This is a genomic window from Arthrobacter sp. MDT2-16 (assembly GCF_054510925.1).
Genome location: NZ_JBTNDP010000002.1, coordinates 197,624 through 223,432, shown reverse-complemented (window position 1 = coordinate 223,432; position 25,809 = coordinate 197,624). Strand labels below are relative to the sequence as shown.

The following is a 25,809-nucleotide window of genomic DNA, read 5'->3' as shown; positions in this document are numbered from 1 at the left end:
GCGGCAGGGATCATCAGGCCCGACGGCGTGCTCGCTGCGCTGCTGAGTCCGTGGGGGTCCGCGGCTTTGAGGCATCGCGGCACCGTGAAACAGTAGGAGTTCATCCGTCGGAAGGAACCCCGCCTCGTGGCACCAAGATCACCGGCCGGCCGCACCAGCGGCCAGGGCCCCGCGCCCGCCTCCTGGCGCGACATCCAGCCGGCGCCGGTCGTCCTCCTGTCGGGTCCCGAGGACTACCTCGCGTCACGGGCTGCCGAATCGATCCGCAGTCAGGTCCGGATCGCGCAGCCCGCAGCGGAACTCGTCCGCTTCGACGCCGGGTCCTACGAGGCGGGCACACTGACGATGCAGGCGAGCCCTTCGCTCTTCGGCGACTGGAAGGTCATCGAGGTCGCGGGACTGGCCCAGATGAACGACGCCTTCCTGGTCGACGCGCTCGCCTACCTCGCCGACCCGGCACCGGACGTGGTCCTGGTGATGCGTCACGCGGGCGGCAACCGGGGCAAGAAGCTGCTCGACGCCGTCAGGGCAGCGGGAGCGACGATCGTGGACTGCCAGCCCCTGAAGAAGGACGGCGAGAAGGCCGAGTTCGTCACCACCGAGTTCCGCCTCGCACGACGGCGCATCGACCCCGAGGCCGTCCGGGCGCTCGTCGCCGCGGTCGGATCCCAATTGCCGGAGCTCGCGGCCGCCTGCCAGCAGCTGATGGCCGATACGGCCGGTGATGTCTCCGTCGAGACGGTGGAGAAGTACTACGGCGGTCGGGTCGAGGCCACGGGGTTCAAGGTCGCCGACGCAGCACTGGCAGGACGGACCGCCCAGGCGCTGTCGATGCTGCGCCACGCCCTCGCCACCGGCGCCGACCCCGTGCCGATCGTCGCGGCGCTCGCCATGAAGGTCCGGGCCGTCGCGAAGGTCCACGGTGTCAGGGGATCCTCCGTGCAGCTCGCCAAGGACCTGGGGATGGCGCCGTGGCAGGTGGACCAGGCACGCCGGGAGGCGCAGCGCTTCAGCTCCGACGCGCTGGCCCGCTGCATCAGGGCACTCGCGGAGGCGGACGCCCAGGTCAAGGGCGAGTCACGGGACCCGGTCTACGCCGTCGAGCGGGCCGTCACGGTCATCGTGCTGGGCGATGGCTGAATCCGCCCTGTCCCGGATGCCGGCGGGTGGTGAACGACGAAGGACCGGCTCCCCAGGGAGCCGGTCCTTCGTAGAGGGTCCGCAGCTTAGAGCGCGTTGACCTTCTTGGAGATCGCGGACTTGCGGTTCGCTGCGTTGTTCTTGTGCAGCACACCCTTGCTGACAGCCTTGTCGAGCTTGCGGCTGGCTGCCTGCAGAGCCGTTGCCGCAGCGTCCTTGTCAGCGCCCTCGACGGCCGTGTTCACGGCGCGGATGGCGGTCTTGAGCTCGGACTTGACCGAGTTGTTGCGCTGCCTCGCCTTCTCGTTGGTGAGGATGCGCTTCTTCTGGGACTTGATGTTTGCCACGTATGAGAACTTTCTTTGTATTGCGGACTGGTCGTGAGGGTATTTCGGCCGACCAAGACTGAGCGGCGTGGGGATACCGTATGGCGATCGGCCAAAGTGCCCGAAGACCTGCGCGGACACACAGCTATACAGGTTACCAGAAGGCGCCGGGAAACCCGAGCGCTCGGCGCCCTCCGCCCGTCCTCACCGGCAGGGCGTGGGTGCCGGAGAAGGCGGCACCACAGGGCGGCACCACAGGGCGGCGCTAGCCGAGCAGGTGGTCGGGCACGGCCGCGACGACCTGCTCGAAACGCGCGCGCGGCAGGACGGCGCCCTCGCGCCGGATGTCGGCCGGCGCCACCCGCAGGAGGCGATCGACCCTCACCTCGCTCGGTCGTCCCTGACGGTCCCAGGCACCCGTGCCGATATCGACGTACCTGTCGTCGGCCTCGCGCGCGTTGTTGCGGTCCCGGCTCGTCAGCATCAGGCCCAGGAGGTCTGCGCCGTCGCGGCCGACCAGGAGCACCGGGCGGTCCTTGCCCTGCTGCGGGTCGTCCTCGTAGGGCACCCACGTCCAGACGATCTCGCCGGGATCCGGATTCCCGTCGCTCGAGGGGGAGTAGGCCGGCGACACGGCTCGACGCCGTTGCGGCGAACTCTCGTCGGTCCGGGCGGCGTCGGCGGATCCCCGGCGGGCACGGGTGCGCGCACGCCCCTGGGTCCGGGCGGGCTGCGTGCTCTCCATGGTGCGGATGACGCGGTGCGCCAGGGACAGGAGGGAGCGCAGGGTGATGGCCATGAGGGTGATCCTAGGCGAGTCTCCCGCCGGCGCGGTGGCGGCGCGACGTGCCATGATTGCCGGAGCCCTCCGGCCACGTGGGACACTAGGGGAAGTGAAAACGGCGCGGACCAGCCCCGGCCGCCGGAGTGGACGGCGCGGCTGCCACCTGCAGGCCGCACCCCGTCCCGCAACAGTGAGGAACCCACGTGTCACCCATGGCCCGCACCGCACCGGTGCCCGCCGCGACCGATCCGGCGATCATCAGGAACTTCTGCATCATCGCCCACATCGATCATGGAAAATCCACGTTGGCCGACCGCATGCTCCAGCTCACGGGAGCCGTGGAGCAGCGGGACATGAAGGCGCAGTACCTCGACCGCATGGACATCGAGCGTGAGCGCGGCATCACGATCAAGTCGCAGGCCGTGCGCCTGCCGTGGGAGGTGGACGGCACCGCCTACGCGCTGAACATGATCGACACGCCGGGGCACGTCGACTTCACCTACGAGGTGTCCCGCTCGCTCGCGGCCTGCGAGGGCGCCATCCTGCTCGTCGACGCGGCACAGGGCATCGAGGCGCAGACCCTCGCGAACCTGTACCTCGCGATGGAGAACAACCTCACGATCATCCCCGTGCTGAACAAGATCGACCTGCCGGCCGCCCAGCCCGAGAAGTACGCCGCGGAACTCGCGAGCCTCATCGGCGGCGAGCCGGAGGACGTGCTGAAGGTGTCCGGCAAGACCGGCATGGGGGTCGAGGCCCTCATGGACAAGATCGTCCGCGACCTGCCCGCCCCCACCGGCAACCCCGACGCACCGGCCCGCGCCATGATCTTCGACTCGGTGTACGACACGTACCGGGGCGTCGTCACGTACGTGCGCGTCGTCGACGGCAAGCTCAGCCCCCGCGAGCGCATCCAGATGATGTCCACCCGGGCCAGCCACGAACTGCTCGAGATCGGCGTCAGCTCGCCCGAGCCGAAGCCGTCCAAGGGCCTCGGCGTGGGCGAGGTGGGCTATCTCATCACCGGCGTGAAGGACGTGCGCCAGTCGAAGGTCGGCGACACCGTCACCAATCTCGCCAAGCCCGCCGCGGAGTCGCTCGGCGGCTACCAGGACCCCAAGCCCATGGTCTTCTCCGGGCTCTACCCCCTCGACGGCACGGACTACCCCGTGCTGCGGGACGCCCTCGCGAAGTTCACCCTGAACGACGCCGCCCTGGTGTACGAGCCGGAGACCTCCGCCGCGCTGGGCTTCGGCTTCCGCGTCGGCTTCCTCGGGCTGCTGCACCTCGAGATCACGCGTGAGCGCCTCGAGCGGGAGTACAACCTGGACCTGATCTCGACGGCGCCGAACGTCGAGTACGAGGTCACGCTCGAGGACAGGCGGACCCTCAAGGTCACCAACCCGAGCGAGTACCCGGTGGGCAAGATCGCCGAGGTGCGCGAGCCCATGGTGTCCGCGACCATCCTCGCGCCGTCCGAGTTCGTGGGGGCGATCATGGAGCTGTGCCAGCAGCGCCGCGGCGTGCTCGGGGGGATGGACTACCTCTCGGAGGACCGCGTCGAGATCCGCTACCGGCTGCCGCTGGCGGAGATCGTCTTCGACTTCTTCGACCTGCTGAAGTCCAAGACGCGCGGTTACGGCTCCCTGGACTGGAAGGCCGACGGCGACCAGGTGTCCGACCTCGTCAAGGTGGACATCCTCCTTCAGGGCGAGCAGGTCGACGCCTTCAGCGCCATCACCCACCGCGAGAAGGCCTACGCCTACGGCGTCATGATGACGGGCAAGCTGCGCGAGCTCATCCCGCGCCAGCAGTTCGAGGTACCCATCCAGGCGGCCATCGGCGCCCGGATCATCGCGCGCGAGAGCATCCGGGCCATCCGCAAGGACGTCCTGGCCAAGTGCTACGGCGGAGACATCACCCGCAAGCGCAAGCTCCTCGAGAAGCAGAAGGAGGGCAAGAAGCGCATGAAGATGGTGGGCCGCGTCGAGGTGCCCCAGGAAGCGTTCATCGCCGCCCTGTCCTCCGACGAGTCGAAGGACAAAGCCAAGAAGTGACCCGGTACGGTACCCACGGGACTGGTCCGCATGCCTAGCGCGCTGCCGCTCGGCCTGCCCGCGCCCGACGACGGCCTCCTGCCGCCCGACGCCGCGGACGGGGCGGACGGACGTGACTTCTGCCTCTACGTCCACATCCCGTTCTGCGCGGTGCGGTGCGGCTACTGCGACTTCAACACCTACACGGCCACGGAACTGGGCGGGGGTGCGTCGCAGGACGCCTACGCCGGATCGGTGCTCGCGGAGATCGGCCTCGGAGCCCGCGTCCTGGAATCCTCCGGGCTGCCGGCCCGGCCGCTGTCCACCGTGTTCTTCGGCGGCGGCACCCCGACCCTTCTCCCCGCGGAGGACCTCGCCTCGATCCTGCGGGCCGCACGCTCGACGTGGGGGTTCGCACCCGACGCGGAGGTCACCACCGAGGCCAATCCCGACTCCGTCACCCCGGAATCGCTGCGCATCCTGCGGGAGGCCGGCTTCACCCGCGTGTCCTTCGGCATGCAGTCCGCGGTGCCCCACGTCCTCGCGGTACTCGATCGCACCCACGCTCCCGAGCGCGTCCCGCAGGCCGTGCAGTGGGCGCGGGACGCCGGGCTGAAGGTGAGCCTGGACCTGATCTACGGCACCCCGGGGGAGTCGCTGGAGGACTGGCGCACCACCTTGGCCACCGCCCTGTCCTACGGCCCCGACCACATCTCCGCCTACGCACTGATCATCGAGGACGGCACGCGCCTCGCCTCGCGCATCCGGCGCGGCCAGGTACCGCCCATCGACGACGACGACCACGCGGACAAGTACGCCCTCGCCGAGGAGATGCTGACGGCGGACGGCCTGCACTGGTACGAGGTGAGCAACTGGGCCAGGACCCCCGCTGACGCGTGCCGGCACAACCTCGCGTACTGGCGCGGGAGCGACTGGTGGGGTGCCGGCCCCGGCGCGCACTCGCACGTCGGTGGTACGCGCTGGTGGAACGTCAAGCACCCGCGGCCCTACGCCGATGCGCTCGGCGCCGGGCGGTCACCGGCCGCGGGGCGCGAGATCCTCTCGGCGGGGGACCGCTACGTGGAGGACGTGATGCTGCGCGTGCGGCTGCGCGAGGGGCTTCCCACGCAGTCCCTGACATCGACGGGCCGCAGGGCGGTCGCCGGCCTGATCGCCGACGGGCTGGTGGATCCGGCCTCGGCCTTCGCGGGCCGCGTCGTCCTGACGCTCCACGGCAGGCTGCTCGCCGACGCCGTCGTCCGGCGGCTGCTGTCGGACTGAGGGCCTCCGCTCAGCGGATCAGGCGCAGGTTCAGGGCGTACCGGTAGGGCCGCCCACGGTTCACCTGGATTCCCGCGTTGACCGAGAAGACCGTGATCGTGACCCAGATGAGCGCGTTCACGACGGCGAACACGCCGCCGATCTCCGGTACGAGCGACAGGAGCCAGGCGACCAGCGCGAGGAGCGTGGGCGGGAGCGTGAAGTTCAGTGCCTCCTTGGACTCCTGGGCGGTGAAGGGCCCACGGTCCTGGAAGATGAGGTAGATCAGCAGCGACGGGATGAATCCCAGGATCCCGCCGAAGTGCGCCAGCGTGGCGAACTGGCGGTCCTCGGAGGCCGTCAGGGGCAGGGCGTTCGCCGGCGTGCCTTCGAACGCGGACTGGGACGCTCCCCGCCCGTGGTGCTGGTGGTCGGCGGTGTTGGACAACTTCGATTCCTTTGCTGGCTGACGGAGACTCTTCCCCCGGAGCCAGTTCCAAGGATACGTGGCGGCCGGGACGGGATGGTTCAGGCGCGGCGCGGGGGAGCGGTGAGGAAGTCGATGACCTCCTCGACCCGTCCCAGCAGCGAGGGTTCGAGGTCCGCATAGGTGCTGACGCCGGCGAGGATGCGCTTCCACCCGTGGGCGACGGCGGCCTGGTCGTGGTGCGGCCAGCCGAGGCCGGCGAGGATGCCGGTCTTCCAGTCCTGGTGCCGGGGGACCACGGGCCAGGCCTCCAGGCCCAGCGCGGCGGGCTTCACCGCCTGCCAGACGTCGACGTAGGGGTGCCCGACGATCAGGACATGGCTGCGGGCGCCGGGCACGGTCATCGCCTGCTGGGCGATCCGGGACTCCTTGGTCCCGGGCAGCAGGTGGTCGACCAGGATCCCGAGCCTGCGCTCCGGCCCCGGCCCGAATGCACGGATGGCGCCCTCGAGGTCGTCGACGCCGTGCAACGGCTCGACGACGATCCCCTCCAGCCGGAGGTCGTCGCCCCACACCTTCTCCACCAGTTCGGCGTCGTGCTGTCCCTCGACCCAGATCCTGCTCGCACGTGCCGTCCTCGCCCGGGCGCCGTCGACCTTCACGGAACCGGAGGCGGTACGGGTCGACGACGGCGCGGCGCGGACGGCCGGGGCGACGACGTGCACGGGCTCACCGTCGAGGAGGAATCCGTGGCCGAGCCGGAAGGTGCGCGTCTTGCCGCGGCGGTCCTCGAGCACCATCACGTGGAGTCCGCCGGACTTCTCGACGCGGACCACCGCTCCGACGAAGCCGCTCTGGACGTCCTCGAGGACCATGTCCTTCTGCACCGGCACGTCGGGCAGGTCGACCCGCTTCGGAGCCGCGATGTCCTGTGCTCCCCAGCCGTACTCCATGCCAGCGCGTCCTTCCCGCAAGGGCTGCGGCGGTCTGCCGCGGCCCGGGATCCCAATGCTAACAATCGCCTCGGACGTACTAGACTTGGCACTTGGGTGTGTCGAGTGCTAACCGCGCCGGGCCACCCCCCGAGCCGTGCTCGTCAGGAACAGACCCGGAGGTGACACAGGAATGAGTGAACCGCGACGCCTGGAGGTGCTCCGGGCCATCGTCGAGGACTACGTCCACTCCCGGGAGCCGGTCGGCTCCAAGGCCTTGGTGGACCGCCACCAGCTGGGCGTATCATCCGCCACCATCCGCAACGACATGGCCGTCCTCGAGGAGGAGGGCCTGATCGCCGCTCCCCACACCAGTTCGGGCCGGATCCCCACGGACAAGGGCTACCGCCTGTTCGTCGACCGTATCTCCGAGGTGAAGCCGCTCTCCGCTCCCGAGAAGAAGGCCATCCAGACACTGCTGGAGGGCGCCGACGATCTCGACGACGTCATGGACCGGACCGTCCGGCTGCTCGCGCAGCTCACGAACCAGGTCGCCGTCGTGCAGTTCCCGCGGGTGGGCGGTGCGTCCGTCCGGCACATCGAGTTCGTGCTGCTCGCCCCGCAGCAGATCCTGGTGGTCCTGATCGCCAGCAACGGCACCGTGCAGCAGCGCATCGTCAGGACCGCGGCCGAGATCCAGGAGGCGGAGCTCGCCGAGCTCCGCCAGCGCATCCTGTCCGCGGTGTCCGGCGTGAAGCTGGCGGCGCTGCCGGCCGAGCTCGGGGTCGCGCAGTCGCAACTGCCCGGCGCGCTGAGGGCCCACGGGGGTACGATCGTACGGGCGCTGGAGCAGCTCGCCGGAATGGGCCGGGACGACCGGATCCTGCTGGCCGGGACCGCCAACCTCGCGCGCTCCACCGGGGACTTCCCCCTGAGCATCGGGCCGATCCTCGAGGCCCTCGAGGAGCAGGTGGTCATGCTGAGGCTGCTGTCCGAGATGGAGTACGACGCCCGGGGCATCTCGGTGCGGATCGGGAGCGAGAATCCCTACGGCGGGCTGTCGGAGGCCTCGGTCGTGGCGACCGGGTACGGTCCGGGTGCCGGGGCGAAGCTCGGGGTCCTCGGGCCCACCCGCATGGACTATCCGACCACGATGGCCGCCGTGCGCGCCGTCGCCCGCTACCTCTCGAGGATCCTCGAGGAGTGAGCGGGAGCGCCTCCGGCGCCGGGGCATGTCGCGCCGGGCCGGCCGGCGAGCAGAAGACAGAGAAGTTTCCAACAGGAAGTGATGTGCACGAGTGAGTAATCACTATGAGGTCCTCGGTGTGGCGCAGGGCGCGACCGCGGAGGAGATCAAGAAGGCGTACCGCAAGCTGGCCCGCAGGCTCCACCCGGACGTGAACACCGGGGAGGACGCCGCCGACGAGTTCAAGCGCGTCACGCACGCCTACGAGGTGCTCTCGGATCCGCAGAAGCGCCGGATCTACGACACGACCGGCAACGAGAACGGCAACGACAACGGGTACGGGGCGGGTTACTCCGGGTCCGGGTTCGCGTTCCAGGACATCTTCGAGACCTTCTTCGGCGGGGGAGGCCAGCAGGCCGGCACCCCCACCAGGACGCGCCGCGGGCAGGACGCCCTCATCAACGTGCGGATCGACCTCAAGGACGCCGTGTTCGGCGCCAACAAGAAGATCGAGGTGGACACCGCGGAGGTGTGCCCCACGTGCGACGGCACCTGCTGCCAGCCCGGGACATCGGTGCGCACCTGCGACATCTGCGGCGGGTCCGGCCAGGTCCAGCGCGCCGTGCGCTCGATCCTCGGCCAGGTCATGACGAGTGCCCCCTGCGGTACCTGCCAGGGCTACGGCACCGTGATCCCGAGCCCCTGCCACGAGTGCAGCGGCGAGGGCCGCATCCGGGCGCGCCGTACCCTGACCATCAAGGTCCCCGCCGGCGTGGGCACCGGCACGCGCATCCAGCTGGCCGGACAGGGCGAGGCCGGCATCGCCGGCGGCCCCCAGGGCGATCTCTACGTGGAGATCCGTGTCAACACCGACTCGACGTTCCTGCGGGACGGCGACGACCTGCACGTGACGCTCAGCGTCCCCATGACGGCTGCCGCGCTCGGCACCAGCGTGCACCTCGACACGTACGACGGCGACCAGGAGCTCGAGATCAAGCCCGGCACGCAGTCCGGCGAGATCCTGACGCTGCGCGGCCTCGGTGTCACCCACCTCCGGAGCCAGGGCAGGGGGGACCTGCGGGTCCACCTCAACGTCGAGACGCCGCGGAACGTCGACCACCAGCAGGAGGAACTCCTGCGCAGGCTCGCGGAGCTGCGCGGCGAGGAGTACACCGACGGCCAGCTCGCCAGCAGCGGATCCGGGGTGTTCGCGCGCCTCCGGGAGCGCCTCGGGAACCGCTGAGCGTGACGCGTCCCCTCTTCTTCGGCCCCGGTGACGCCGTCCGTTCGGCCGTACCCGGCAGCGTCTTTGTCCTCGGCGGGGACGAGGGCCGGCACGCGGCCACCGTGCGGCGCCTCACCGCGGGCGAGCGTATCGACGTCTCGGACGGCGCCGGCTACCGGATCGGCGGGGTGATCGCCGCCGTGGGCACCGGGACGGTCGAGCTCGACGTCGAGACCGCGGGCCAGGAGCCGGCGCCGCGGCACCGCCTCGTGCTCGTACAGGCCCTGGCGAAGGGCGGCCGCGACGAGCAGGCCGTCGAGTCGGCCACCGAGCTCGGCGTCGACGCCGTGGTGCCGTGGCACGCCGAGCGGAGCATCGTGCGCTGGCGTGGCGACAAGGCCGAGAAGGGACGGCAGAAGTGGGTCTCGCTCGTCGCTGCGGCGGCGAAGCAGTCCCGCCGGTCGTTCGTGCCCGAGGTGCACGCCGTGATGGACACCACCCGGCTCGCGGCATGGGCCGCGTCGGTGGACCGCATGCTGGTGCTCCACGAGGACGCGGACGCCTCGCTCGCCGACCGGATGGCGGTACTCCGTGACTCCGGCGCGCTGGAGGTGCCGACGTCGACCGCCGTGCTGGTGGGACCGGAGGGCGGCATCAGTGATGCGGAGCTGGGGAAACTGCGGGCCGTCGGGGCGGGCACGGCGCGCCTCGGACCGCACGTCCTGCGGTCCTCGTCCGCCGGGCCGGCCGCGCTCGTCCTGCTGAACCACCTGCTCGACCGCTGGTAGCCGACGGTGCCCGGGCCGGCACCCGGCACGGGCTAGCGGACGACGACGGTCTTGGAGTCCTGCGCCTCGCCGTCGCCTGCAGGGACGGACACCGTGATCGCGTAGCGGCCAGGAGGCAGTGTCACGGAGAAGGAGTAGGCGCCGTCCCCGGGCATGATGTCCACCGACCCGTCCCGGAACAGCTCGGCGTCTCCCGAGCCGTCGCCCAGGCCGTCCACCTGGCGGTCGATGCGCCAGTCCACCGACTCCTCGGAGGAGGGCCCCACCCCGTGGACGATCAGGCCTGCCGTATCGGCCTCGACGTCCTGCTGGGGATCGATGATCCAGACGGGAGCGAGCGTGGCTGTATCCCGCGTCCATTCACCGGTGAGGTCCACGGAATCGAAGGCGCGGAAGCCGGACGCCCCGTCGACGAGGACGACGACGGAGCTCGATTCGCCGCCGGGGATCAGGCCTGCGTTCGAGGCCGCCGCCGTCGCCGTGTAGACCAGCTGCTGGAGGGCCAGGCGGGCGTCGTCCTCGCCGAGGCTTCCACCGAACGCGTCCGAGGAGATGTCGAGGGTGATCACGTTCTTGGTGGAGATCGCCGAGCGTACGCTCGAGGCGTCCTGCCACGGCGACCGGTAGTCGGGGTCCAGCGGTTCGCCTGCGGACATGAGCCGGACGGCGTCGGCGATCGGGTCGCCCGAGGACTCCTGGGGGGTCGGCAGGAACTCGCGGAACAGACGCCCGGATCCGTCGACGTCCGCGACCCAGTACACCGGCAGCAGCGCCGGCGCGGCAGCGGCCCCGGCCGTGGCGTCCCGCGACTCGATCGTGGCGTCGGACGACGGGTCCGTGGGCGTCCCGGTGGCCGCCGTGAGGGGCCCCGTGATGGACGCCGTCGGCGCGGTGCCCGGCAGCAGCCCCGTGTTCGGGAGGACGAAGACACTACTGGCGACGAGCACGCTGCCCGACGCCAGGAGGATTCCCCGCAGTCCCAGGCGGCTCTTCTTCAGGGGGTCGTGCTCACTCATGCCGGCCCCCTTCCGTTGGGCGCGCGCAGGCGCGTCGATCGCTCGAGTCTCCGCGGCTCGCCACCTCGATCGCTGGATCGGAGCGGGCACGGACGGCCGGCTGCTTCCGCCGGGCCGGATTCAGCTTGGCACAGGGCGGGGGAGCCCAACCCCACGAATCCGCGCACCCGCCAGGACTGAAACCTGATCGATACGAAGCCGTTGCGCATTCGCGATGAAACGCGGGCTCCGTCCCGCGTCCGGGCGGGGTGGCTCCGGAAGGGCCGGGCCGGCGGGAATCAAGGCCCCTGTGTCCGTGTTGACGAAAAGGGGCATGGCGTAGCATGGACATCTCTGCCATTCTCTTGCTGCGGCCCGCTCCAGCGGGGCAGGATCAGTGCCCGGCAGACCACTTCACGCTGGTACGACTACTCGAACGAGGGGCGATCGAAGGCCGGACGGCCGAGCTATGAGCGAATCTTCAACAGGCATCAACGCGGCAGGACTGGACACCAGGACGTTCGTCTTCGACTCGACGGAGCAGATGGTGCAGGCACTCGGCTCGAACGACGAGGCCCTCCGGCTGATCGAGGATTCGTTTCCCGGCATCGGCCTCCAGGCGAGGGGCAACGAGCTGACGATCACCGGTCCCTCGGCGGACGTCCTGCGCACCGAGCGGCTCGTCGGCGAGATCCAGACCATGGCCACCAACAACGCGACCGTCTCACCCCAGGTCCTCGAGCAGCTGGTGACCATGCTCAAGACGCAGAGCGCCGCCAGGCCCTCGGAGGTCCTGTCCGTCAACATCCTCACCTCCCGCGGCAAGACGATCCGCCCCAAGACGCTCAACCAGAGCACCTACGTGGATGCGATCGACCGCAACACCATCGTGTTCGGGATCGGCCCGGCGGGTACCGGCAAGACCTACCTCGCGATGGCGAAGGCGGTGCAGGCGCTGCAGCAGAAGGAGGTCAACCGGATCATCCTCACGCGGCCCGCAGTCGAGGCCGGGGAGCGGCTGGGCTTCCTGCCCGGGACGCTCAACGACAAGATCGACCCGTACCTGCGCCCGCTGTACGACGCCCTGCACGACATGATGGACCCCGACTCCATCCCGCGCCTGATGGCGGCCGGCACCATCGAGGTGGCACCGCTCGCATACATGCGCGGCCGGACGCTGAACGACGCCTTCATCATCCTCGACGAGGCGCAGAACACGACGCCCGAGCAGATGAAGATGTTCCTCACGCGCCTCGGCTTCGGCTCGAAGATGGTGGTCACGGGCGACATCACCCAGGTGGACCTTCCCGGCGGGACGAGTTCCGGGCTCCGGATCGTCAGCGAAATCCTACGCGGCGTCGACGACGTCTACTTCAGCGAGCTCGACGCCACCGACGTCGTCCGCCACCGCCTCGTGGGTGACATCGTGTCCGCCTACAGCGCCTGGGACGAGGAGCAGCGCGCCTCGCAGGCGCGCACCGGCCGCCCGGTGGCGACCCGATGAGCGTCGAGATCAACAACGAGTCCGGCTACGACGTCGACGCCGAGTCGCTCGTCCGCCTGGCCAACTTCCTGTTCGAGTCGATGTTCGTGCACCCCGAGGCCGAGCTGTCCATCATCCTGGTGGACACCGCGGCGATGGAGAAGCTGCACGTCGAGTGGATGGACGAGCCGGGCCCCACGGACGTGCTCTCCTTCCCCATGGACGAGCTGCGCCCGGGGACGCCGGGCCGGGTCACGCCCGCCGGGCTCCTCGGCGACATCGTGCTCTGCCCCGAGGTCGCGGCGTCCCAGGGGGCGGCGGCAGGTCACAGCACCGACGACGAACTCCTGCTCCTGACGACCCACGGCGTGCTCCACCTGCTCGGCTACGACCACGCGGAGCCCGACGAGGAGAAGGAGATGTTCGGCCTGCAGCGCCAGCTGCTCTCCGCCTTCCTCGGCGGCACCGCCCCCCAGGAGACGCGCGCTTGACCATCTGGCTCCTGGCGCTCATGGGTCTGCTCTTCGCCCTCACCGCCGCCCTCGTCACCGCCGCCGAAGCGGCCTTCAGCTACCTGCCGCGGCAGGAGGGCGAGGCGCTCGTGCAGGAGTCGCGCACCTCGTCGCTGCGACGCATCCTGGACGCGCCGGTCGCCCACATGCATGCCCTGCGCTTCTGGCGGGTGTGGTTCGAGATGGCAGGCGCCGTCGCCGTCGCCATCCTCTTCCAGGACCTGCTGGACAACATCTGGCTCGCGGGACTGCTCGCGACGGTCGTGATGGCAGGCATCGGCTTCGTGCTCGTGGGCGTCTCGCCCCGCCAGCTCGGGCGGCTGCACGCCCCCGCCGTCGTGCGGGCCACAGCGGGACTCGTGGCGTTCCTTTGCGCGGTGCTCGGACCGATTCCGCGCCTGCTGGTGCGGATCGGCAGCTCCATCACGCCGGGCGCGAGCCGGGACGAGGCCGCCTTCTTCACGCAGGAGGAGTTCCGCGAGCTCGTCTCCCGCGCCTCCGACGCCGAGATGATCGAGGACAACGAGGCGGAACTGATCCACTCGGTCTTCGAGCTCGGCGACACGAAGGTCCGCTCGGTGATGGTCCCGCGCACCGACATGGTGACGATCGACTCCGGGTCGACGCTGAACCAGGCGATGTCGCTGTTCCTGCGCTCGGGCTACTCGAGGATCCCCGTGATCGGCGAGAGCTCCGACGACATCCGGGGCCTGCTGTACCTGAAGGACGTCGTCGCGAACCTCCACGGACGGGCGCCGTCCAACCTCTCGCGACCGGTGGACTCCGAGTGCCGTCCGGCGCGCTACGTGCCCGAGTCCAAGCCGGTCGGTGACCTGCTGCAGGAGCTGCAGCGCGAGTCCACGCACGTGGCCATCGTCATCGACGAGTACGGCGGCACCGCCGGGCTCGTCACGCTCGAGGACCTCATCGAGGAGATCGTGGGCGAGATCGTCGACGAGTACGACTCCGAGGTCCCCGAGCAGGAACGGCTCGACGACGGCGAGTACAGGGTCAGCGCCCGCATGGGCATCGACGACCTTGGCGAGCTGTTCGGCCTGGACCTCGACGACGAGGAGGTTGACACGGTCGGCGGGCTGCTGGCCAAAGCACTCGGAAGGGTGCCGATCGTCGGTTCGGAGGTCACAATTGACGGTATCGGCCTGCGGGCCGAACGCGTGGAGGGCCGACGCAACAGGGTCTCCCACGTCATCGCCTCCCGCCGACCCCCCGAGCACATCGAGCAGGACGAACGAGAGACGGTAGAGGCCGACCATGACCGACGCTAAGCACAGGGCCGGATTCGTCTCCCTCGTGGGCCGGCCGAACGCAGGCAAGTCCACGCTGACCAATGCACTGGTGGGGCAGAAGGTCGCCATCACCTCGGCGAAGCCGCAGACCACCCGGCACACCATCCGCGGCATCGTGAACCGCGAGGACTCCCAGATCGTCCTCGTGGACACCCCGGGCCTGCACCGGCCGCGGACGCTGCTCGGGCAACGCCTCAACGACCTCGTCGCCGACACGCTGGCGGAGGTCGACGCCGTCGGTTTCTGCCTGCCCGCCAACGAGAAGATCGGCCCCGGCGACCGCTTCATCGCCGAGCAGCTCGCCAGGCTGCAGCGCAAGCCGCTGATCGCCGTGGTCACCAAGACGGACCTCGTGGACCGGCAGGCCCTGACCGAGCAGCTCCTCGCCGTCGCCAGGCTGGGCACCGACGTGGCGGGCGCCGACGGCTGGGCCGACATCGTGCCCGTCTCGGCCGCCGACGGCTTCCAGGTGGACACCGTCGCCGGGGTGTTCAGCAGGCACATGCCGGAATCGCCCGTGCTCTACCCCGACGGCGAACTGACGGACGAGCCGGAGGCCGTGATGGTGGCCGAGCTCGTCCGGGAGGCCGCCCTGGAGGGAGTGCGCGACGAACTGCCGCACTCCCTCGCCGTCGTCGTCGAGGAGATGATCCCGCGCGAGGGCCGCAGCGAGGACAACCCGATGCTGGACGTCCACGTGAACCTGTACGTGGAGCGGCCGTCGCAGAAGGCGATCATCATCGGCAAGGGAGGCGCACGGCTCCGGGAGGTCGGGACGAACGCACGCCGCGGGATCGAGGCGCTCCTGGGCACGCGGATCTATCTCGACCTGCACGTCAAGGTGGCCAAGGACTGGCAGCGCGACCCCAAGCAGCTGGTGAAACTGGGCTTCTAGCTGACGGGAGTTCCCGGGTCCGCCCGTTATGATGCGGGAACGGGCCGGCAGTCCTCGCCGGCTGCCGTCGTCCATCCCTGCGCCGCCGCCGGTCACCGGTGGTGGCGCGGCCGTGCCGCTCCCGGTCGGCACGCCTGCGGTCCCCGACAACGACCATCCACCCGAAGGAGCCCGGGCATGACCCGCCGATCGTCCTCCGAGGGCGCACACAGCGCCAGCGACATCCCCGGGGCGGCTCCTGCAGGAGCGCCCGGCGCCACGGACCCCGTGGGACGCCACCTCGGCCGTCGCGGGAGGCACCGCGCCCTGAAGCTGACGGCCATCCTGATGGCCACGGTCCTCGTGGCCGCGGTCGCCTTCGTCGCCGTACAGGTCATCCGCCTGCAGTCCAATGTGCTGACGATGCCGCTGAACCTCGCCGAGAACCAGGAGTCGGCGCTGCCGGTCGACTCGAGCACGGACCCGCTGCAGATCCTCATCCTCGGCTCCGACACCCGGACGGGCAACAGCGGGGAGTTCTTCGGGGACGAGAGCGACTCCTCCGGTGAGGGGAACTCCGACGTCATGATGCTGATGACGCTCTCCGCCGACCGCGAGGACGTCACCGTGGTCTCCTTCCCCCGCGACCTGCTGGTGCCCCTGCCCAGCTGCGTCAATCCCGAGACGGGCGAGCCGTCCGACGCGATGGACCTCGGCCAGCTCAACGGAGCGCTCAAGGAAGGCGGGCCGGGCTGCACCGTCGCGGCGATCAACAATCTCACCGGGCTGTCCATCGACCACTTCATGATGGCCGGGTTCAACGCCGTGAAGGAACTGTCCACCACCGTCGGCGGCGTGGAGGTCTGTGTCCAGGACCCCGTCGAGGACGAGTACTCCGGACTGTCCCTGCCCGCCGGCACCAGCGAGGTCGAGGGGGACCAGGCACTGGCCTTTCTGCGCACGCGCCACAGCTTCGGTGACGGCGGCGATACCGGACGCATCGCGGCCCAGCAGTCGTTCATGGCGTCGCTGGCACGCAAGGTGCTCGCCGAGGGAACGCTGACGAACCTGCCCAAGCTCTACTCGATCGCCGACGTCATCACGCGCAACCTGACGGTGGACGAGGGCCTCTCACAGCCCACCGAGCTGCTCAAGATCGCCGACCGGATGAAGAACGTGGACCTCGGCAACATCGCCTTCGTGACCGTGCCCACCGAGCCCTGGGTCGAGGACCCGAACCGGCTGGTGCTCGACGAGGAGGCGGCCGCCCCGCTGTTCGACGCCCTGCGGGACGATCGCGGGCTCACCGAGCAGGACCCCGACGCCACCGCCCCGGCGGACTCTCCGTCCCCAACAGCCCCCGCCACGCCCGACGCCCCCGCGGTGGACCCCGCCGCGGTGCCGGTCCTGGTGGTCAACGCGACGACGAAGGCATCGCGCGCCACAGAGCTGCAGCGGTTGCTCCTCGCGGCGGGCTACGAGCAGGCGACGACGTTCCAGGCCGCGCCGGCGGATACCACGCTGGTCGTCGTGGGTCCGGGCTACGAGGCCGCGGCAGCCGAGCTCGCCGCGCGTTTCGGGGTTGCGGAGGCGCAGGTCGTGTCCGATCCGTCCCTGGTGGGCGTGCAGCTGCAGGTGGGCGCCGACCTCGCCACCGGGACCAGGATCGTTGCGCCCCCGCTGGGCAGCGACCTGCAGGGCCAGACAGCCGAGCAGGTCACCTGCCAGGCCTCCTCGGGCCTGTAGGAACACGGCCGGCCCGGGAGCGGTCCGGTACGGGGCGGGCCCCGCGCAGGGCCCGCCCGGGGGTCCTACCAGATCCTGACGCGGTCCTCCGGGTCCAGCCACAGCCGGTCCTCGGCGCCGACGGCGAACGCCGCGTGGAACTCGTCGAGGTTCCTCACCACCTGGTTGCAGCGGAACTCGTTGGGGGAGTGCGGATCGACGGTCAGGCGCCGTCGAGCCTCCTCGGGGCGGATCTTCTGCTGCCAGCACGTGGCCCAGGACAGGAAGAACCGCTGCTCGCCCGTCAGTCCGTCCACCACGGGAGGCTCCTGACCGCCGAGGCTCAGCAGGTAGGCGCGGTAGCTGATGCCGAGGCCGCCGAGGTCGCCGATGTTCTCGCCGAGGGTCAGCTCGCCGTTGACGGCCTGCCCGGGGACCTCGGAGGGCTCGAGCGCGGCGTACTGGGCCACGAGCCGCCCGGTGAGGGCGTCGAAGGACGTCCTGTCCTCCTCGCTCCACCAGTTGGCGAGCCGGCCGGTGCCGTCGAACTGGGAGCCCTTGTCGTCGAAGCCGTGACCGATCTCGTGCCCGATCACCGCGCCGATGGCGCCGTAGTTGACGGCGTCGTCGGCCTCGATGTCGAAGAAGGGCGGCTGGAGGATCGCGGCCGGGAAGACGATCTCGTTCATGGTCGGCATGTAGTACGCGTTGACGGTCTGCGGCGTCATGAGCCACAGGCCGCGGTCGATCGGCTGCCCGAGCTTGTCGAGCTGCCGGCGGTGCTCGAACTCGGCGGCCCGCAGGACGTTGCCGTACAGGTCCGAGGGCCGCACCTCGAGCGGCCCGTAGTCGATCCACTGCTCCGGGTAGCCGATCTTCGTGGTGAACAGGGCGAGCTTCTCGAGTGCCCGCGCCCGCGTCTCGTCGGTCATCCAGGTCAGCGCCGTGATGCTCGACTCGTAGGCCGCGATCAGATTGCCGACCAGTTCGAGCATCGCGGCCTTGTGGGTCGCCGGGAAGTGCCGCTCCACGTAGCGCCGGCCGATCGCCTCACCCATGGCCCCCTCGACCAGCGCGACGCCGCGCTTCCACCGGTCCTTCAGCCGGGGCGTGCCGGCGAGGTGCGTGCCGTAGAAGGCGAAGGCGGCATCCACGAAGCGCTCGTCGAGGTAGTCCGAGGCGTGCAGCAGCACCCGGCTCACCAGCCACTCGCGCCAGGTGCCGAGGTCCTCCTCGCGCAGCGCGGCGTCCAGCCCCTGCATGAACGCAGGCTGGTTGACCACGACTTCCGCCGCCTGGTGCGGCGCATCCGACACGATCCGCAGCCACGGCACGAGGTGGCTGGAGAGGCCGGCGACGTCCTCGTGCTGGACCAGGTTGTAGGTCTTCTGGGGGTCCCTGCGCTCCACGCTGCCCATCGACGACGCCGCCAGACGGGCCTCGAGCGCGAGGACGCGGGCCGCCGCGCCCGCCGGGTCACCGGCGCCGACGAGCCCGAAGAGGGTCGCGAGCAGCTCCTCGTACCTCCCGCGGGTCTCCTCGAACCCCTCCTCCCGGTAGTACGACTCGTCGGGCAGCCCGAGACCGGACTGGTAGAGGTGCAGCAGGTAGCGCTCGGGATTGCCGGCGTCGTTGCTGACGTACGGGGCGGCGATACCCTGCACGCCGGACCGCGTGAGGCCGGCGCTGAGCTCCACCAGTTCCCCGATGGTCGCCACCGCTGCGATGCGCTCGAGCAACGGCAGGATCGGGGCGGCGCCCTCGTCCTCGATGCGGTGCGCGTCCATGAAGTCCGCGTAGAGGGTGCCGAGCTTGGCGTCGATACCGTCCGCCGCACCGCCCTCTGCCTGCCGGGCGGCGTCCTCGATGATGGCGCGGACGGCCAGCTCCGAGGCGTCCCGCAGCGCGGTGAAGGACCCCGCGAGCGGCCGGTCCTCGGGGATCACGGCGGTCCTCAGCCACTCCCCGTTGGCGTGCCGGAAGAGGTCGTCCTGGGGGCGGACCGTCCCGTCGAGACGGGCCGGATCGAAGGTGCTGATCGTCATTGTCGCTTCCGTTTCCTCGTGGTGCGGAACCTGTACGTCCCGGGGCGGATAGCCCCGGAAGCCATCCTATGTGCCGTGCTATCGTGACAACGTGCGCGCACAGCTGACCCTTCTTCGGTGCCGCGGCGAGGCCATCTAGGACCTTAGAGCTACTAGCCACCCCTCGCCGCGGAGTCCGTGTCGCCCGGCCGCCAGCCCCCATAGCTCCCACAGACAAGGCCGATCCCCATGCGAAACGCACAGAAGACCTCCGGTATGCCCTTCGGTAAGTACCGCCCCTTCCAGGACCAGATCACCGTCGAACTCCCGGACCGCACATGGCCGGACCGGGTCATCTCGAAGGCACCCCGGTGGTGCGCCGTCGACCTCCGCGACGGCAACCAGGCGCTCATCGACCCGATGAACCCCGAGCGCAAGCACAAGATGTTCGACCTCCTGGTCCGCATGGGCTACAAGGAGATCGAGGTCGGCTTCCCGTCGGCGTCGCAGACGGACTTCGACTTCGTCCGCCAGCTCATCGAGGGCGACCGCATCCCCGACGACGTCACCATCCAGGTGCTGACGCAGTCCCGCGAGCACCTGATCGAGCGGACCTACGCGTCCATCGAGGGAGCGGACCGCGCGATCGTCCACCTCTACAACTCGACGTCGGTGCTGCAGCGCCGCGTGGTGTTCAACCAGGACCAGGACGGGATCGTCGACATCGCGCTGCAGGGGGCCCGGCTGTGCCGCAAGTTCGAGGAGACCATGGGTGACACGGCCATCACCTACGAGTACTCGCCGGAATCGTTCACCGGGACCGAGCTGGAGTTCGCGGCCCGCATCAGCAACGAAGTCTCGGCGGTGTTCGAGGCGTCCGCTGACCGCCAGATGATCCTCAACCTGCCGGCCACCGTGGAGATGGCCACACCCAACGTCTACGCCGATTCGATCGAGTGGATGACCCGGAACCTGGCCGACCGGGACAGCATCATCCTCTCCCTCCACCCGCACAACGACCGCGGCACGGGCGTCGCCGCCGCCGAACTCGGCTACCTGGCCGGCGCCGACCGCATCGAGGGGTGCCTGTTCGGCAACGGCGAGCGGACCGGCAACGTGGACCTGGTGACGCTCGGCATGAACCTGTTCAGCCAGGGCATCGATCCGCAGATCGATTTCTCGGACATGGACGACATCCGGCGCACCGCGGAGTACTGCAACCAGCTCAGCGTGCCCGAGCGTTCCCCGTACGGCGGCGACCTCGTGTTCACGGCGTTCTCCGGCTCCCACCAGGACGCCATCAAGAAGGGCTTCGAGAGCATGGAACGCGACGCCGCTGAGGCCGGTGTGGGCGTGGACGACCTCCCCTGGGCGGTCCCGTACCTGCCGATCGACCCCAAGGACATCGGCCGCTCCTACGAGGCCGTCATCCGCGTGAACTCCCAGTCCGGGAAGGGCGGCGTGGCCTACCTGCTCAAGAGCGAGCACAGCCTGGACCTGCCGCGCCGCGCGCAGATCGAGTTCTCCGGCGTCATCCAGCGCCGCACCGAGACCCAGGGCGGCGAGGTCAGCGGCGCCCAGCTGTGGTCCGTCTTCCAGGACGAGTACCTGCCCACCCGGGCCGAGGGCGGCACGGAGGCGTGGGGCCACTACGAACTGACCTCCGTCAACACGGACACCGCAGAGGACGGCTCCTTCAAGCTCGTCGCGACGCTGCTCGTCGACGGGGTCCAGCAGCGCAAGACCGCGCAGGGCACCGGCCCGATCGACGCGCTGCTGACCATCCTCAGCCGTGACGGCGTGGACGTGCGCGTCCTCGACTACACCGAGCACGCCCTGTCCTCGGGCGGCAACGCGCGGGCCGCGGCCTACGTGGAGTGTGCCGTCGGTGAGCGCGTGCTCTGGGGCGTCGGGATCGACGCGAACACCACCATGGCGGCGCTGAAGGCCGTCATCTCGGCCGTGAACCGGGCCATCCGCGACAACGCCTGAGCGCCGCCGCCCCGCCTGCGACCGCGCCCGCCCCCCACCTCCCGCGGGTCGGTCCGGGCGGGGGTGGCGGATGGAAGAATGATCCCGTGCCCTCCTCGTCAGCGTCCCGTACCTACCGCACCGAAGGTGTGGTGCTGCGCACCTACAAGCTCGGGGAGGCGGACCGCATCATCGTGCTCCTGACGCGTGACCAGGGCCAGGTGCGGGCGGTGGCGAAGGGCGTGCGGCGGACCAGCAGCAAGTTCGGTTCGCGCCTGGAGCCCTTCATGTCCGTGGACCTCCTGCTCGCGCACGGGCGCAACCTCGACGTCATCACCCAGGCCCAGACCAAGGGTGCCTACGGGCACAGTATCGCCTCCGACTACGGGCGCTACACCGCGGCCACGGCCATCGCCGAGACCGCCGAACGGCTGACCGACGTCGGGGAGGCCGGGGGCGCGCAGTACGCCCTCGTGGCGGGGGCCTTCTCCGCCCTCAGCCGCGACCTCCACCCGTCGGAGCTCATCCTCGACTCGTACCTGCTGCGCGCGCTCGCGACAGCGGGGTGGGCCCCGAGCTTCACCGACTGCGCGCGGTGCGGAGCAGCCGGACCCCACACCGCGTTCTCGGCGCCGCTCGGCGGAGCGGTGTGCCCCGCGTGCAGGCCGCCCGGAGCCGCCTCGCCGGCGCCCGCCACCATGGACCTGCTCGGAGCCCTGCTCACGGGCGACTGGATCACCGCCGACGCGTCGGACGGCAGCGCGCGTCGCGAGGCCGCCGGGCTCGTGGCCGCATTCCTGCAATGGCACCTCGAACGCGGGGTCGCCTCCCTCAAACACGTGGAGCGTGCATGAACAACCCGTCCCGTCCCGTGGCCCCCTGGCCCCACCCGAGCGGCGAGCGGGCTCCGACCATCCCGCGGCAGTTCGTCCCCGCGCACGTCGCGATCGTCATGGACGGCAACGGCCGCTGGGCCAACGAGCGGGGACTGCCCCGCACCGAGGGGCACAAGGCCGGCGAGGCGGCACTCCTCGACGTGATGGCGGGTGCGATCGAGATCGGCGTGCGGCACGTCTCGGTGTACGCCTTCAGCACGGAGAACTGGAAGCGCTCACCCGAGGAGGTGCGCTTCCTCATGGGCTTCAACAAGGACGTGCTGCGGCGCCAGCGCGACCAGCTCGATGCCTGGGGGGTGCGCATCCGCTGGTCGGGACGCCGGCCGAAACTGTGGCAGTCGGTGATCCGCGAACTGGAGGAGGCGGAGCGTCACACCGTGGACAACACGACGTGCACGCTGACCATGTGCGTCAACTACGGCGGACGCGCCGAGATAGCCGACGCCGCCCGGGCCATCGCCGAGGACGTCGCCGCCGGCACACTGAGGGCGTCGTCGGTGAGTGAGAAGACGGTGCAGCGCTACCTCGACGAACCCGATCTGCCCGACGTCGACCTCTTCCTCCGCACGTCGGGGGAGCAGAGACTGTCCAACTTCATGCTGTGGCAGTCCGCCTACGCGGAGATGGTCTTCATGAACACCCTGTGGCCCGACGTCGACCGCCGTACCCTGTGGCGTGCCATCGAGGAGTACGCCTCACGCGACCGCCGGTACGGCGGGGCCGTGGACCAGGCCGCTGCCACCGGCGCGTCCTCCTAGCCCTCCCGGTCGCCCGACGGCCGGGTCCGCACCCTCGGCGCACCGACCAGGGGCGGGCCGGTCCGTCGCCCGGCGGCCTGTCCTCCGCCGGATCGGGGCGTTCCGGTCCGCGACGGGGACGCCCAGGCGCGCACGGCGGTCCGGGGCGCGGCGGGGCCGACGAGCGCGTCCGCCGCACCCACGGGGACGTACATGTCCAGCCACGACGCAGCACTGTCGACCGCGAGCCGGCGCACGTCACCGCGGGACAGGAAGACGTCGTGCAGGGCGCCGGGAAGCCGCCGGATGGTCACCCGCGGGCCCAGTTCCGCCGCACGGCGGACCATCGGCACCACGTCGAGGACGCAGTCCGTCGCGAGCTTCGCACCCTTCCACGCGGCGCCCAGGGTCGACGCCGTCGAGCACAGCACGAGGACCGGGGCGCTCACCGAGATCCCCTTGGCGAGGGTGGCGTGCGCGGCCAGGACCGCGGCGAGCCATCCGGCCGTGACGGGGAAACCGGCCTCGGGACGCCACACCGGGTCGACGGGCCACTCCCGGTGGCGGGAGCGGCCCGCCCTGCGGAGGGAGACTCCTGCCTGCGGCAGACGCAGGCGCAGCTTGGGCCGGCGGCGGGACACCGCGGTCAGCACCCCACGAGCCGTCCTCTTCAGCAGTGCCGTGCCCGGCGTGTCGAGCCACGGGCTGTTGAGGACGAGGGCAGCGATCCTGCCCGGATTGCGCGTGGCCCAGAGCGTGGCGATCAACCCGCCGGTCGAGTGGCCGATCAGGACGAGGTCGACCACGGTCGGGGCGCCGCGGCGGGCCGCCACGCGAAGAGCGAGCGCGGTGACCGCGGCCTCGAGGTCCGCGTCGTAGTCCTCCAGGGAGGTGGCGTAACCCGGGGTCTGGCCGGGCAGCATGCTCCGCCCGTACTTGTGGAGGTCGAGCGCGAAGAAGGCCCAGCCGTGCGCGTGCAGCGTCCGGGCGAGCTCCTCGTGGAAGAAGTAATCGCTGAACCCGTGGAGGTACAGGACGGCGCGCGCAGGATCCGCAGCTCCCGCGTCGTGCCCGGTGTCGGGCCCGGCGTCCCCGTCCGGCTCATAGGCGACGAGCGTCGCGACGCGGGGTCCCTCGTCGTCGGGCTCGAGGGGCAACGTCAGCGCCCGGAATGACGGACCGAGGACGTCCTCGGTCCAGAACTCGTCCATGCGGACACTATCCTCCTGTCGCCGCCCGAGTTGATGCCCGGACATCCACCGTGGAACTCTTGACCCATGCGCTTCTACCCGACCTTCTTCCGGATCGTCTTCTCCGGGATGGATGCCGAAAGGGCCCACAGGATCGGCTTCGCCCTCATCCGGGCCGTCGATCCCACTCCTGCCGGGTGGGCGCTGCGGCGCTTCTGCGCACCGGATCCGAGCCTCGCGACCACGGCCTTCGGCGTGCACTTCCCGTCGCCCTTCGGCCTCGCCGCCGGCTTCGACAAGGCCGGCAAGGGCGTGCTCCCACTCACGGCCCTCGGCTTCGGTCACGTCGAGATCGGCACGATCACCGGCCAGGCGCAGCCGGGTAATCCGACGCCGCGGCTGTTCCGGCTCGTCGAGGACAGGGCCGTCATCAACCGGATGGGCTTCAACAACGACGGCGCGGCCGCGGTGGCGCCCCGTCTCGCCTCCGCCCGCCGAAGGCTTACGCGCCGCTACGCTGCGCGCCCGCGCCCCGTGGTGGGGGCCAACATCGGCAAGACCAAGAAGGTGGACCTCACCGACGCCGTCGGCGACTACCTGGCGAGCGCCGGGCAGCTGGCGCCGGTGGCGGACTACCTCGTGGTCAACGTGTCCTCCCCGAACACGCCCGGGCTCCGGCTGCTGCAGGGCGTCGACTCCCTCCGGCCGCTCCTCGAGTCCGTGCGGCGGACGGCCGACGACGCCGCGGGCCGGCACGTGCCGCTCCTGGTCAAGATAGCCCCCGACCTCACGGACCAGGACCTCGACGACGTGGGCGCCCTCGCGCTGGACCTCGGGCTCGACGGCATCGTGGCCACCAACACCACCATCACCCGCGAGAACCTCTCGACCGACCCGGCCACGGTGATGGCCAAGGGCGTGGGCGGCCTCAGCGGCGCACCCCTGAAGGCGCGCTCCCTCGAGGTCCTGAAGCGGCTCCGCGCCGCGGTGGGGACCGAACTCGCGCTCGTCTCCGTGGGTGGCGTGGAGACCCCCGAGGACGTCGTCGAGCGGCTCGAGGCCGGGGCGACGCTCGTCCAGGGGTACACGGGCTTCCTCTACGAGGGACCCTTCTGGGCGCGGCGGATCAACCGCGGATTGGTGCGCTCCCGCCGTCGTACCCCGGCCTGACGGCCCGTCCTCGACAGGAGAAGAGCCGGGCCCGAGGCCCCGGCTTTTCGCGTTCCCGCCGCCATGCATGGCGGCGGAGGGGGGGTCAGGAGGGGTACTGCCCGCGCTTGACCTGGGGCTTCGGCAGTCGGAGGCGACGCAGTTGAAGCGCCCGGGTCACGCCGTACCAGAGATCGCCCTGGTTGGGGCCGCCGAACTTCTCGGTCAGCTTCTTCTTGAGCTTGCGGCGCAGCAGGACGCAGTCCACGATCACCGCGACGATCAGGACCCAGAACGCCATGAGCACGGCGCTCTGTACCGCGAGGGACTGGAAGAAACTGAGGACCACGAACACGAGCGCGGCGATCATGAGGAACTCGCCGATGTTGACGCGCGCGTCGACGAACTGGCGGATGAAGCGGCGGCTGGGGCCCTTGTCCCGCAGCGGCAGGTAGCGCTCGTCGTCGGTGTCGAGTGCCTGGCGCATCCTCGCGCGGTCGTCACGCACCGACGACCGGTTCCTGTCGCGCGCGGCCTTGCGGTCGGCGGGGACCAGCGGCCGCTTGCGGGCGGCCTGCTGCACGCTGCGCCTGGGCGTCGGGGCGCCCTTGCCCTGCGCGCGCTGCGGCTCGTGGGTGCGTGAAGCGCTGTCGACGACTTCCTGGGCAGAGGGTGCTTCTTTATTTCGTTCGAACACCCCCTCAGGATACCGGCTCCGGGCGGCGACTCCGCCGGGTGGTGTCGGGCAGGTCCGGATGGTCCCCGACCGCCCCCGGCGAGCCCGCCCAGGTCAGGCCGGTCCCGGACGGCCCGCCCGCCGCGTGCGTGTGTAGGGTTCTGGC

The 25,809-nt window shown here is 70.5% G+C and carries 23 protein-coding genes; 15 read left to right on the top strand and 8 right to left on the bottom strand.

Going from position 1 to position 25,809, the window contains the following annotated elements; translation table 11 throughout:
* The first annotated feature begins 126 nt into the window (after window positions 1–126).
* Window positions 127–1,140: a DNA polymerase III subunit delta gene (gene holA, locus ACX80N_RS05610; protein ID WP_459338618.1), complete on the top strand. Its 1,014-nt coding sequence runs from the start codon at window positions 127–129 to the stop codon at window positions 1,138–1,140.
* 86 nt (window positions 1,141–1,226) lie between these two features.
* Here the strand turns inward: holA and rpsT are convergent, their stop codons facing one another.
* Window positions 1,227–1,487, bottom strand: a complete 261-nt coding sequence (gene rpsT, locus ACX80N_RS05605) for a 30S ribosomal protein S20 (RefSeq protein WP_087075755.1) — start codon at window positions 1,485–1,487, stop codon at window positions 1,227–1,229.
* A 244-nt stretch (window positions 1,488–1,731) separates the two neighbouring features.
* A complete protein-coding gene (locus tag ACX80N_RS05600) occupies window positions 1,732–2,265 on the bottom strand; it encodes a type II toxin-antitoxin system PemK/MazF family toxin (protein WP_459338617.1) in 534 nt (177 codons plus the stop codon).
* A gap of 188 nt (window positions 2,266–2,453) precedes the next feature.
* On the opposite strand from ACX80N_RS05600, the gene lepA reads away from it, so the two are divergent.
* A complete protein-coding gene (gene lepA, locus ACX80N_RS05595) occupies window positions 2,454–4,307 on the top strand; it encodes a translation elongation factor 4 (protein WP_205753536.1) in 1,854 nt (617 codons plus the stop codon).
* Between the two features lie 30 nt (window positions 4,308–4,337).
* Window positions 4,338–5,567: a radical SAM family heme chaperone HemW gene (gene hemW, locus ACX80N_RS05590; RefSeq protein ID WP_459338616.1), complete on the top strand. Its 1,230-nt coding sequence runs from the start codon at window positions 4,338–4,340 to the stop codon at window positions 5,565–5,567.
* Between the two features lie 10 nt (window positions 5,568–5,577).
* Here hemW and ACX80N_RS05585 read toward each other — a convergent pair whose 3' ends face one another.
* Window positions 5,578–5,994 carry a DUF4870 domain-containing protein gene (locus ACX80N_RS05585; protein WP_105030301.1) on the bottom strand — a complete coding sequence of 139 codons (417 nt, stop codon included), beginning with the start codon at window positions 5,992–5,994 and terminating at the stop codon, window positions 5,578–5,580.
* An 80-nt stretch (window positions 5,995–6,074) separates the two neighbouring features.
* Window positions 6,075–6,926: a DUF3097 family protein gene (locus tag ACX80N_RS05580; protein ID WP_459338615.1), complete on the bottom strand. Its 852-nt coding sequence runs from the start codon at window positions 6,924–6,926 to the stop codon at window positions 6,075–6,077.
* Between the two features lie 172 nt (window positions 6,927–7,098).
* Here ACX80N_RS05580 and hrcA point away from each other — a divergent pair, with 172 nt between their 5' ends.
* The 3 genes from hrcA to ACX80N_RS05565 all read left to right on the top strand — a co-directional run bounded on the left by hrcA (window position 7,099) and on the right by ACX80N_RS05565 (window position 10,104).
* Entirely contained in the window at window positions 7,099–8,112 is a 1,014-nt protein-coding gene (hrcA, locus tag ACX80N_RS05575; protein ID WP_459338614.1) for a heat-inducible transcriptional repressor HrcA, read from the top strand.
* 91 nt (window positions 8,113–8,203) lie between these two features.
* Entirely contained in the window at window positions 8,204–9,334 is a 1,131-nt protein-coding gene (dnaJ, locus tag ACX80N_RS05570; protein ID WP_105030304.1) for a molecular chaperone DnaJ, read from the top strand.
* 2 nt (window positions 9,335–9,336) lie between these two features.
* Window positions 9,337–10,104 (top strand): 16S rRNA (uracil(1498)-N(3))-methyltransferase, encoded by a 768-nt coding sequence (locus tag ACX80N_RS05565; RefSeq protein WP_459338613.1) that lies wholly within the window; start codon window positions 9,337–9,339, stop codon window positions 10,102–10,104.
* 32 nt (window positions 10,105–10,136) lie between these two features.
* Here the strand turns inward: ACX80N_RS05565 and ACX80N_RS05560 are convergent, their stop codons facing one another.
* A complete protein-coding gene (locus tag ACX80N_RS05560) occupies window positions 10,137–11,120 on the bottom strand; it encodes a GerMN domain-containing protein (protein ID WP_459338612.1) in 984 nt (327 codons plus the stop codon).
* A gap of 448 nt (window positions 11,121–11,568) precedes the next feature.
* On the opposite strand from ACX80N_RS05560, the gene ACX80N_RS05555 reads away from it, so the two are divergent.
* From ACX80N_RS05555 to ACX80N_RS05535, 5 genes are all read left to right on the top strand, one after another.
* Window positions 11,569–12,603, top strand: coding sequence for a PhoH family protein (locus ACX80N_RS05555; RefSeq protein ID WP_105030307.1), 1,035 nt, complete (start codon window positions 11,569–11,571; stop codon window positions 12,601–12,603).
* The gene (gene ybeY, locus ACX80N_RS05550) at window positions 12,600–13,073 is read left to right on the top strand and encodes an rRNA maturation RNase YbeY (protein WP_105030308.1); all 474 of its coding nucleotides are present in this window, start codon (window positions 12,600–12,602) and stop codon (window positions 13,071–13,073) included. Before ACX80N_RS05555 ends, ybeY begins: the two co-directional genes overlap by 4 nt.
* Window positions 13,070–14,380 (top strand): hemolysin family protein, encoded by a 1,311-nt coding sequence (locus ACX80N_RS05545; protein ID WP_459338611.1) that lies wholly within the window; start codon window positions 13,070–13,072, stop codon window positions 14,378–14,380. Before ybeY ends, ACX80N_RS05545 begins: the two co-directional genes overlap by 4 nt.
* Window positions 14,367–15,296 carry a GTPase Era gene (gene era / locus ACX80N_RS05540; protein WP_459338610.1) on the top strand — a complete coding sequence of 310 codons (930 nt, stop codon included), beginning with the start codon at window positions 14,367–14,369 and terminating at the stop codon, window positions 15,294–15,296. Before ACX80N_RS05545 ends, era begins: the two co-directional genes overlap by 14 nt.
* Window positions 15,297–15,473: 177 nt before the next feature.
* On the top strand, window positions 15,474–17,021 hold the full coding sequence (locus ACX80N_RS05535; RefSeq protein WP_459338609.1) for an LCP family protein: 1,548 nt from the start codon (window positions 15,474–15,476) through the stop codon (window positions 17,019–17,021).
* 65 nt (window positions 17,022–17,086) lie between these two features.
* Here ACX80N_RS05535 and ACX80N_RS05530 read toward each other — a convergent pair whose 3' ends face one another.
* Window positions 17,087–19,045, bottom strand: coding sequence for a M13 family metallopeptidase (locus ACX80N_RS05530; RefSeq protein WP_459338608.1), 1,959 nt, complete (start codon window positions 19,043–19,045; stop codon window positions 17,087–17,089).
* 228 nt (window positions 19,046–19,273) lie between these two features.
* On the opposite strand from ACX80N_RS05530, the gene leuA reads away from it, so the two are divergent.
* The 3 genes from leuA (at window position 19,274) to ACX80N_RS05515 (ending at window position 22,649) form a co-directional block, all read left to right on the top strand.
* Window positions 19,274–21,016, top strand: coding sequence for a 2-isopropylmalate synthase (gene leuA, locus ACX80N_RS05525; protein ID WP_459338607.1), 1,743 nt, complete (start codon window positions 19,274–19,276; stop codon window positions 21,014–21,016).
* An 86-nt stretch (window positions 21,017–21,102) separates the two neighbouring features.
* Window positions 21,103–21,849 carry a DNA repair protein RecO gene (recO, locus tag ACX80N_RS05520; protein ID WP_459338606.1) on the top strand — a complete coding sequence of 249 codons (747 nt, stop codon included), beginning with the start codon at window positions 21,103–21,105 and terminating at the stop codon, window positions 21,847–21,849.
* Window positions 21,846–22,649 carry an isoprenyl transferase gene (locus tag ACX80N_RS05515; RefSeq protein WP_459338605.1) on the top strand — a complete coding sequence of 268 codons (804 nt, stop codon included), beginning with the start codon at window positions 21,846–21,848 and terminating at the stop codon, window positions 22,647–22,649. The genes recO and ACX80N_RS05515 overlap by 4 nt, the downstream gene beginning before the upstream one ends.
* On the opposite strand, the gene ACX80N_RS05510 is transcribed toward ACX80N_RS05515, so the two are convergent.
* Window positions 22,646–23,839 (bottom strand): alpha/beta hydrolase, encoded by a 1,194-nt coding sequence (locus ACX80N_RS05510; protein WP_459338604.1) that lies wholly within the window; start codon window positions 23,837–23,839, stop codon window positions 22,646–22,648. The genes ACX80N_RS05515 and ACX80N_RS05510 overlap by 4 nt on opposite strands.
* 66 nt (window positions 23,840–23,905) lie before the next feature.
* Here ACX80N_RS05510 and ACX80N_RS05505 point away from each other — a divergent pair, with 66 nt between their 5' ends.
* On the top strand, window positions 23,906–24,988 hold the full coding sequence (locus ACX80N_RS05505; protein ID WP_459338603.1) for a quinone-dependent dihydroorotate dehydrogenase: 1,083 nt from the start codon (window positions 23,906–23,908) through the stop codon (window positions 24,986–24,988).
* Window positions 24,989–25,073: 85 nt separating this feature from the next.
* Here ACX80N_RS05505 and ACX80N_RS05500 read toward each other — a convergent pair whose 3' ends face one another.
* Window positions 25,074–25,664 (bottom strand): DUF3043 domain-containing protein, encoded by a 591-nt coding sequence (locus ACX80N_RS05500; RefSeq protein ID WP_459338602.1) that lies wholly within the window; start codon window positions 25,662–25,664, stop codon window positions 25,074–25,076.
* Between the last annotated feature and the right edge of the window lie 145 nt (window positions 25,665–25,809).

Excerpts from the sequence above, each read along its gene's own strand:
- ACX80N_RS05600 (WP_459338617.1), bottom strand. The coding sequence starts at position 2,265 with ATGGCCATCACCCTGCGCTCCCTCCTGTCCCTGGCGCACCGCGTCATC.
- hemW (WP_459338616.1), top strand. The coding sequence starts at position 4,338 with ATGCCTAGCGCGCTGCCGCTCGGCCTGCCCGCGCCCGACGACGGCCTC.
- ACX80N_RS05580 (WP_459338615.1), bottom strand. The coding sequence starts at position 6,926 with ATGGAGTACGGCTGGGGAGCACAGGACATCGCGGCTCCGAAGCGGGTC.
- hrcA (WP_459338614.1), top strand. The coding sequence starts at position 7,099 with ATGAGTGAACCGCGACGCCTGGAGGTGCTCCGGGCCATCGTCGAGGAC.
- ACX80N_RS05560 (WP_459338612.1), bottom strand. The coding sequence starts at position 11,120 with ATGAGTGAGCACGACCCCCTGAAGAAGAGCCGCCTGGGACTGCGGGGA.
- ACX80N_RS05555 (WP_105030307.1), top strand. The coding sequence starts at position 11,569 with ATGAGCGAATCTTCAACAGGCATCAACGCGGCAGGACTGGACACCAGG.
- ybeY (WP_105030308.1), top strand. The coding sequence starts at position 12,600 with ATGAGCGTCGAGATCAACAACGAGTCCGGCTACGACGTCGACGCCGAG.
- era (WP_459338610.1), top strand. The coding sequence starts at position 14,367 with ATGACCGACGCTAAGCACAGGGCCGGATTCGTCTCCCTCGTGGGCCGG.
- ACX80N_RS05535 (WP_459338609.1), top strand. The coding sequence starts at position 15,474 with ATGACCCGCCGATCGTCCTCCGAGGGCGCACACAGCGCCAGCGACATC.
- ACX80N_RS05530 (WP_459338608.1), bottom strand. The coding sequence starts at position 19,045 with ATGACGATCAGCACCTTCGATCCGGCCCGTCTCGACGGGACGGTCCGC.
- leuA (WP_459338607.1), top strand. The coding sequence starts at position 19,274 with ATGCGAAACGCACAGAAGACCTCCGGTATGCCCTTCGGTAAGTACCGC.
- ACX80N_RS05515 (WP_459338605.1), top strand. The coding sequence starts at position 21,846 with ATGAACAACCCGTCCCGTCCCGTGGCCCCCTGGCCCCACCCGAGCGGC.
- ACX80N_RS05510 (WP_459338604.1), bottom strand. The coding sequence starts at position 23,839 with ATGGACGAGTTCTGGACCGAGGACGTCCTCGGTCCGTCATTCCGGGCG.
- ACX80N_RS05505 (WP_459338603.1), top strand. The coding sequence starts at position 23,906 with ATGCGCTTCTACCCGACCTTCTTCCGGATCGTCTTCTCCGGGATGGAT.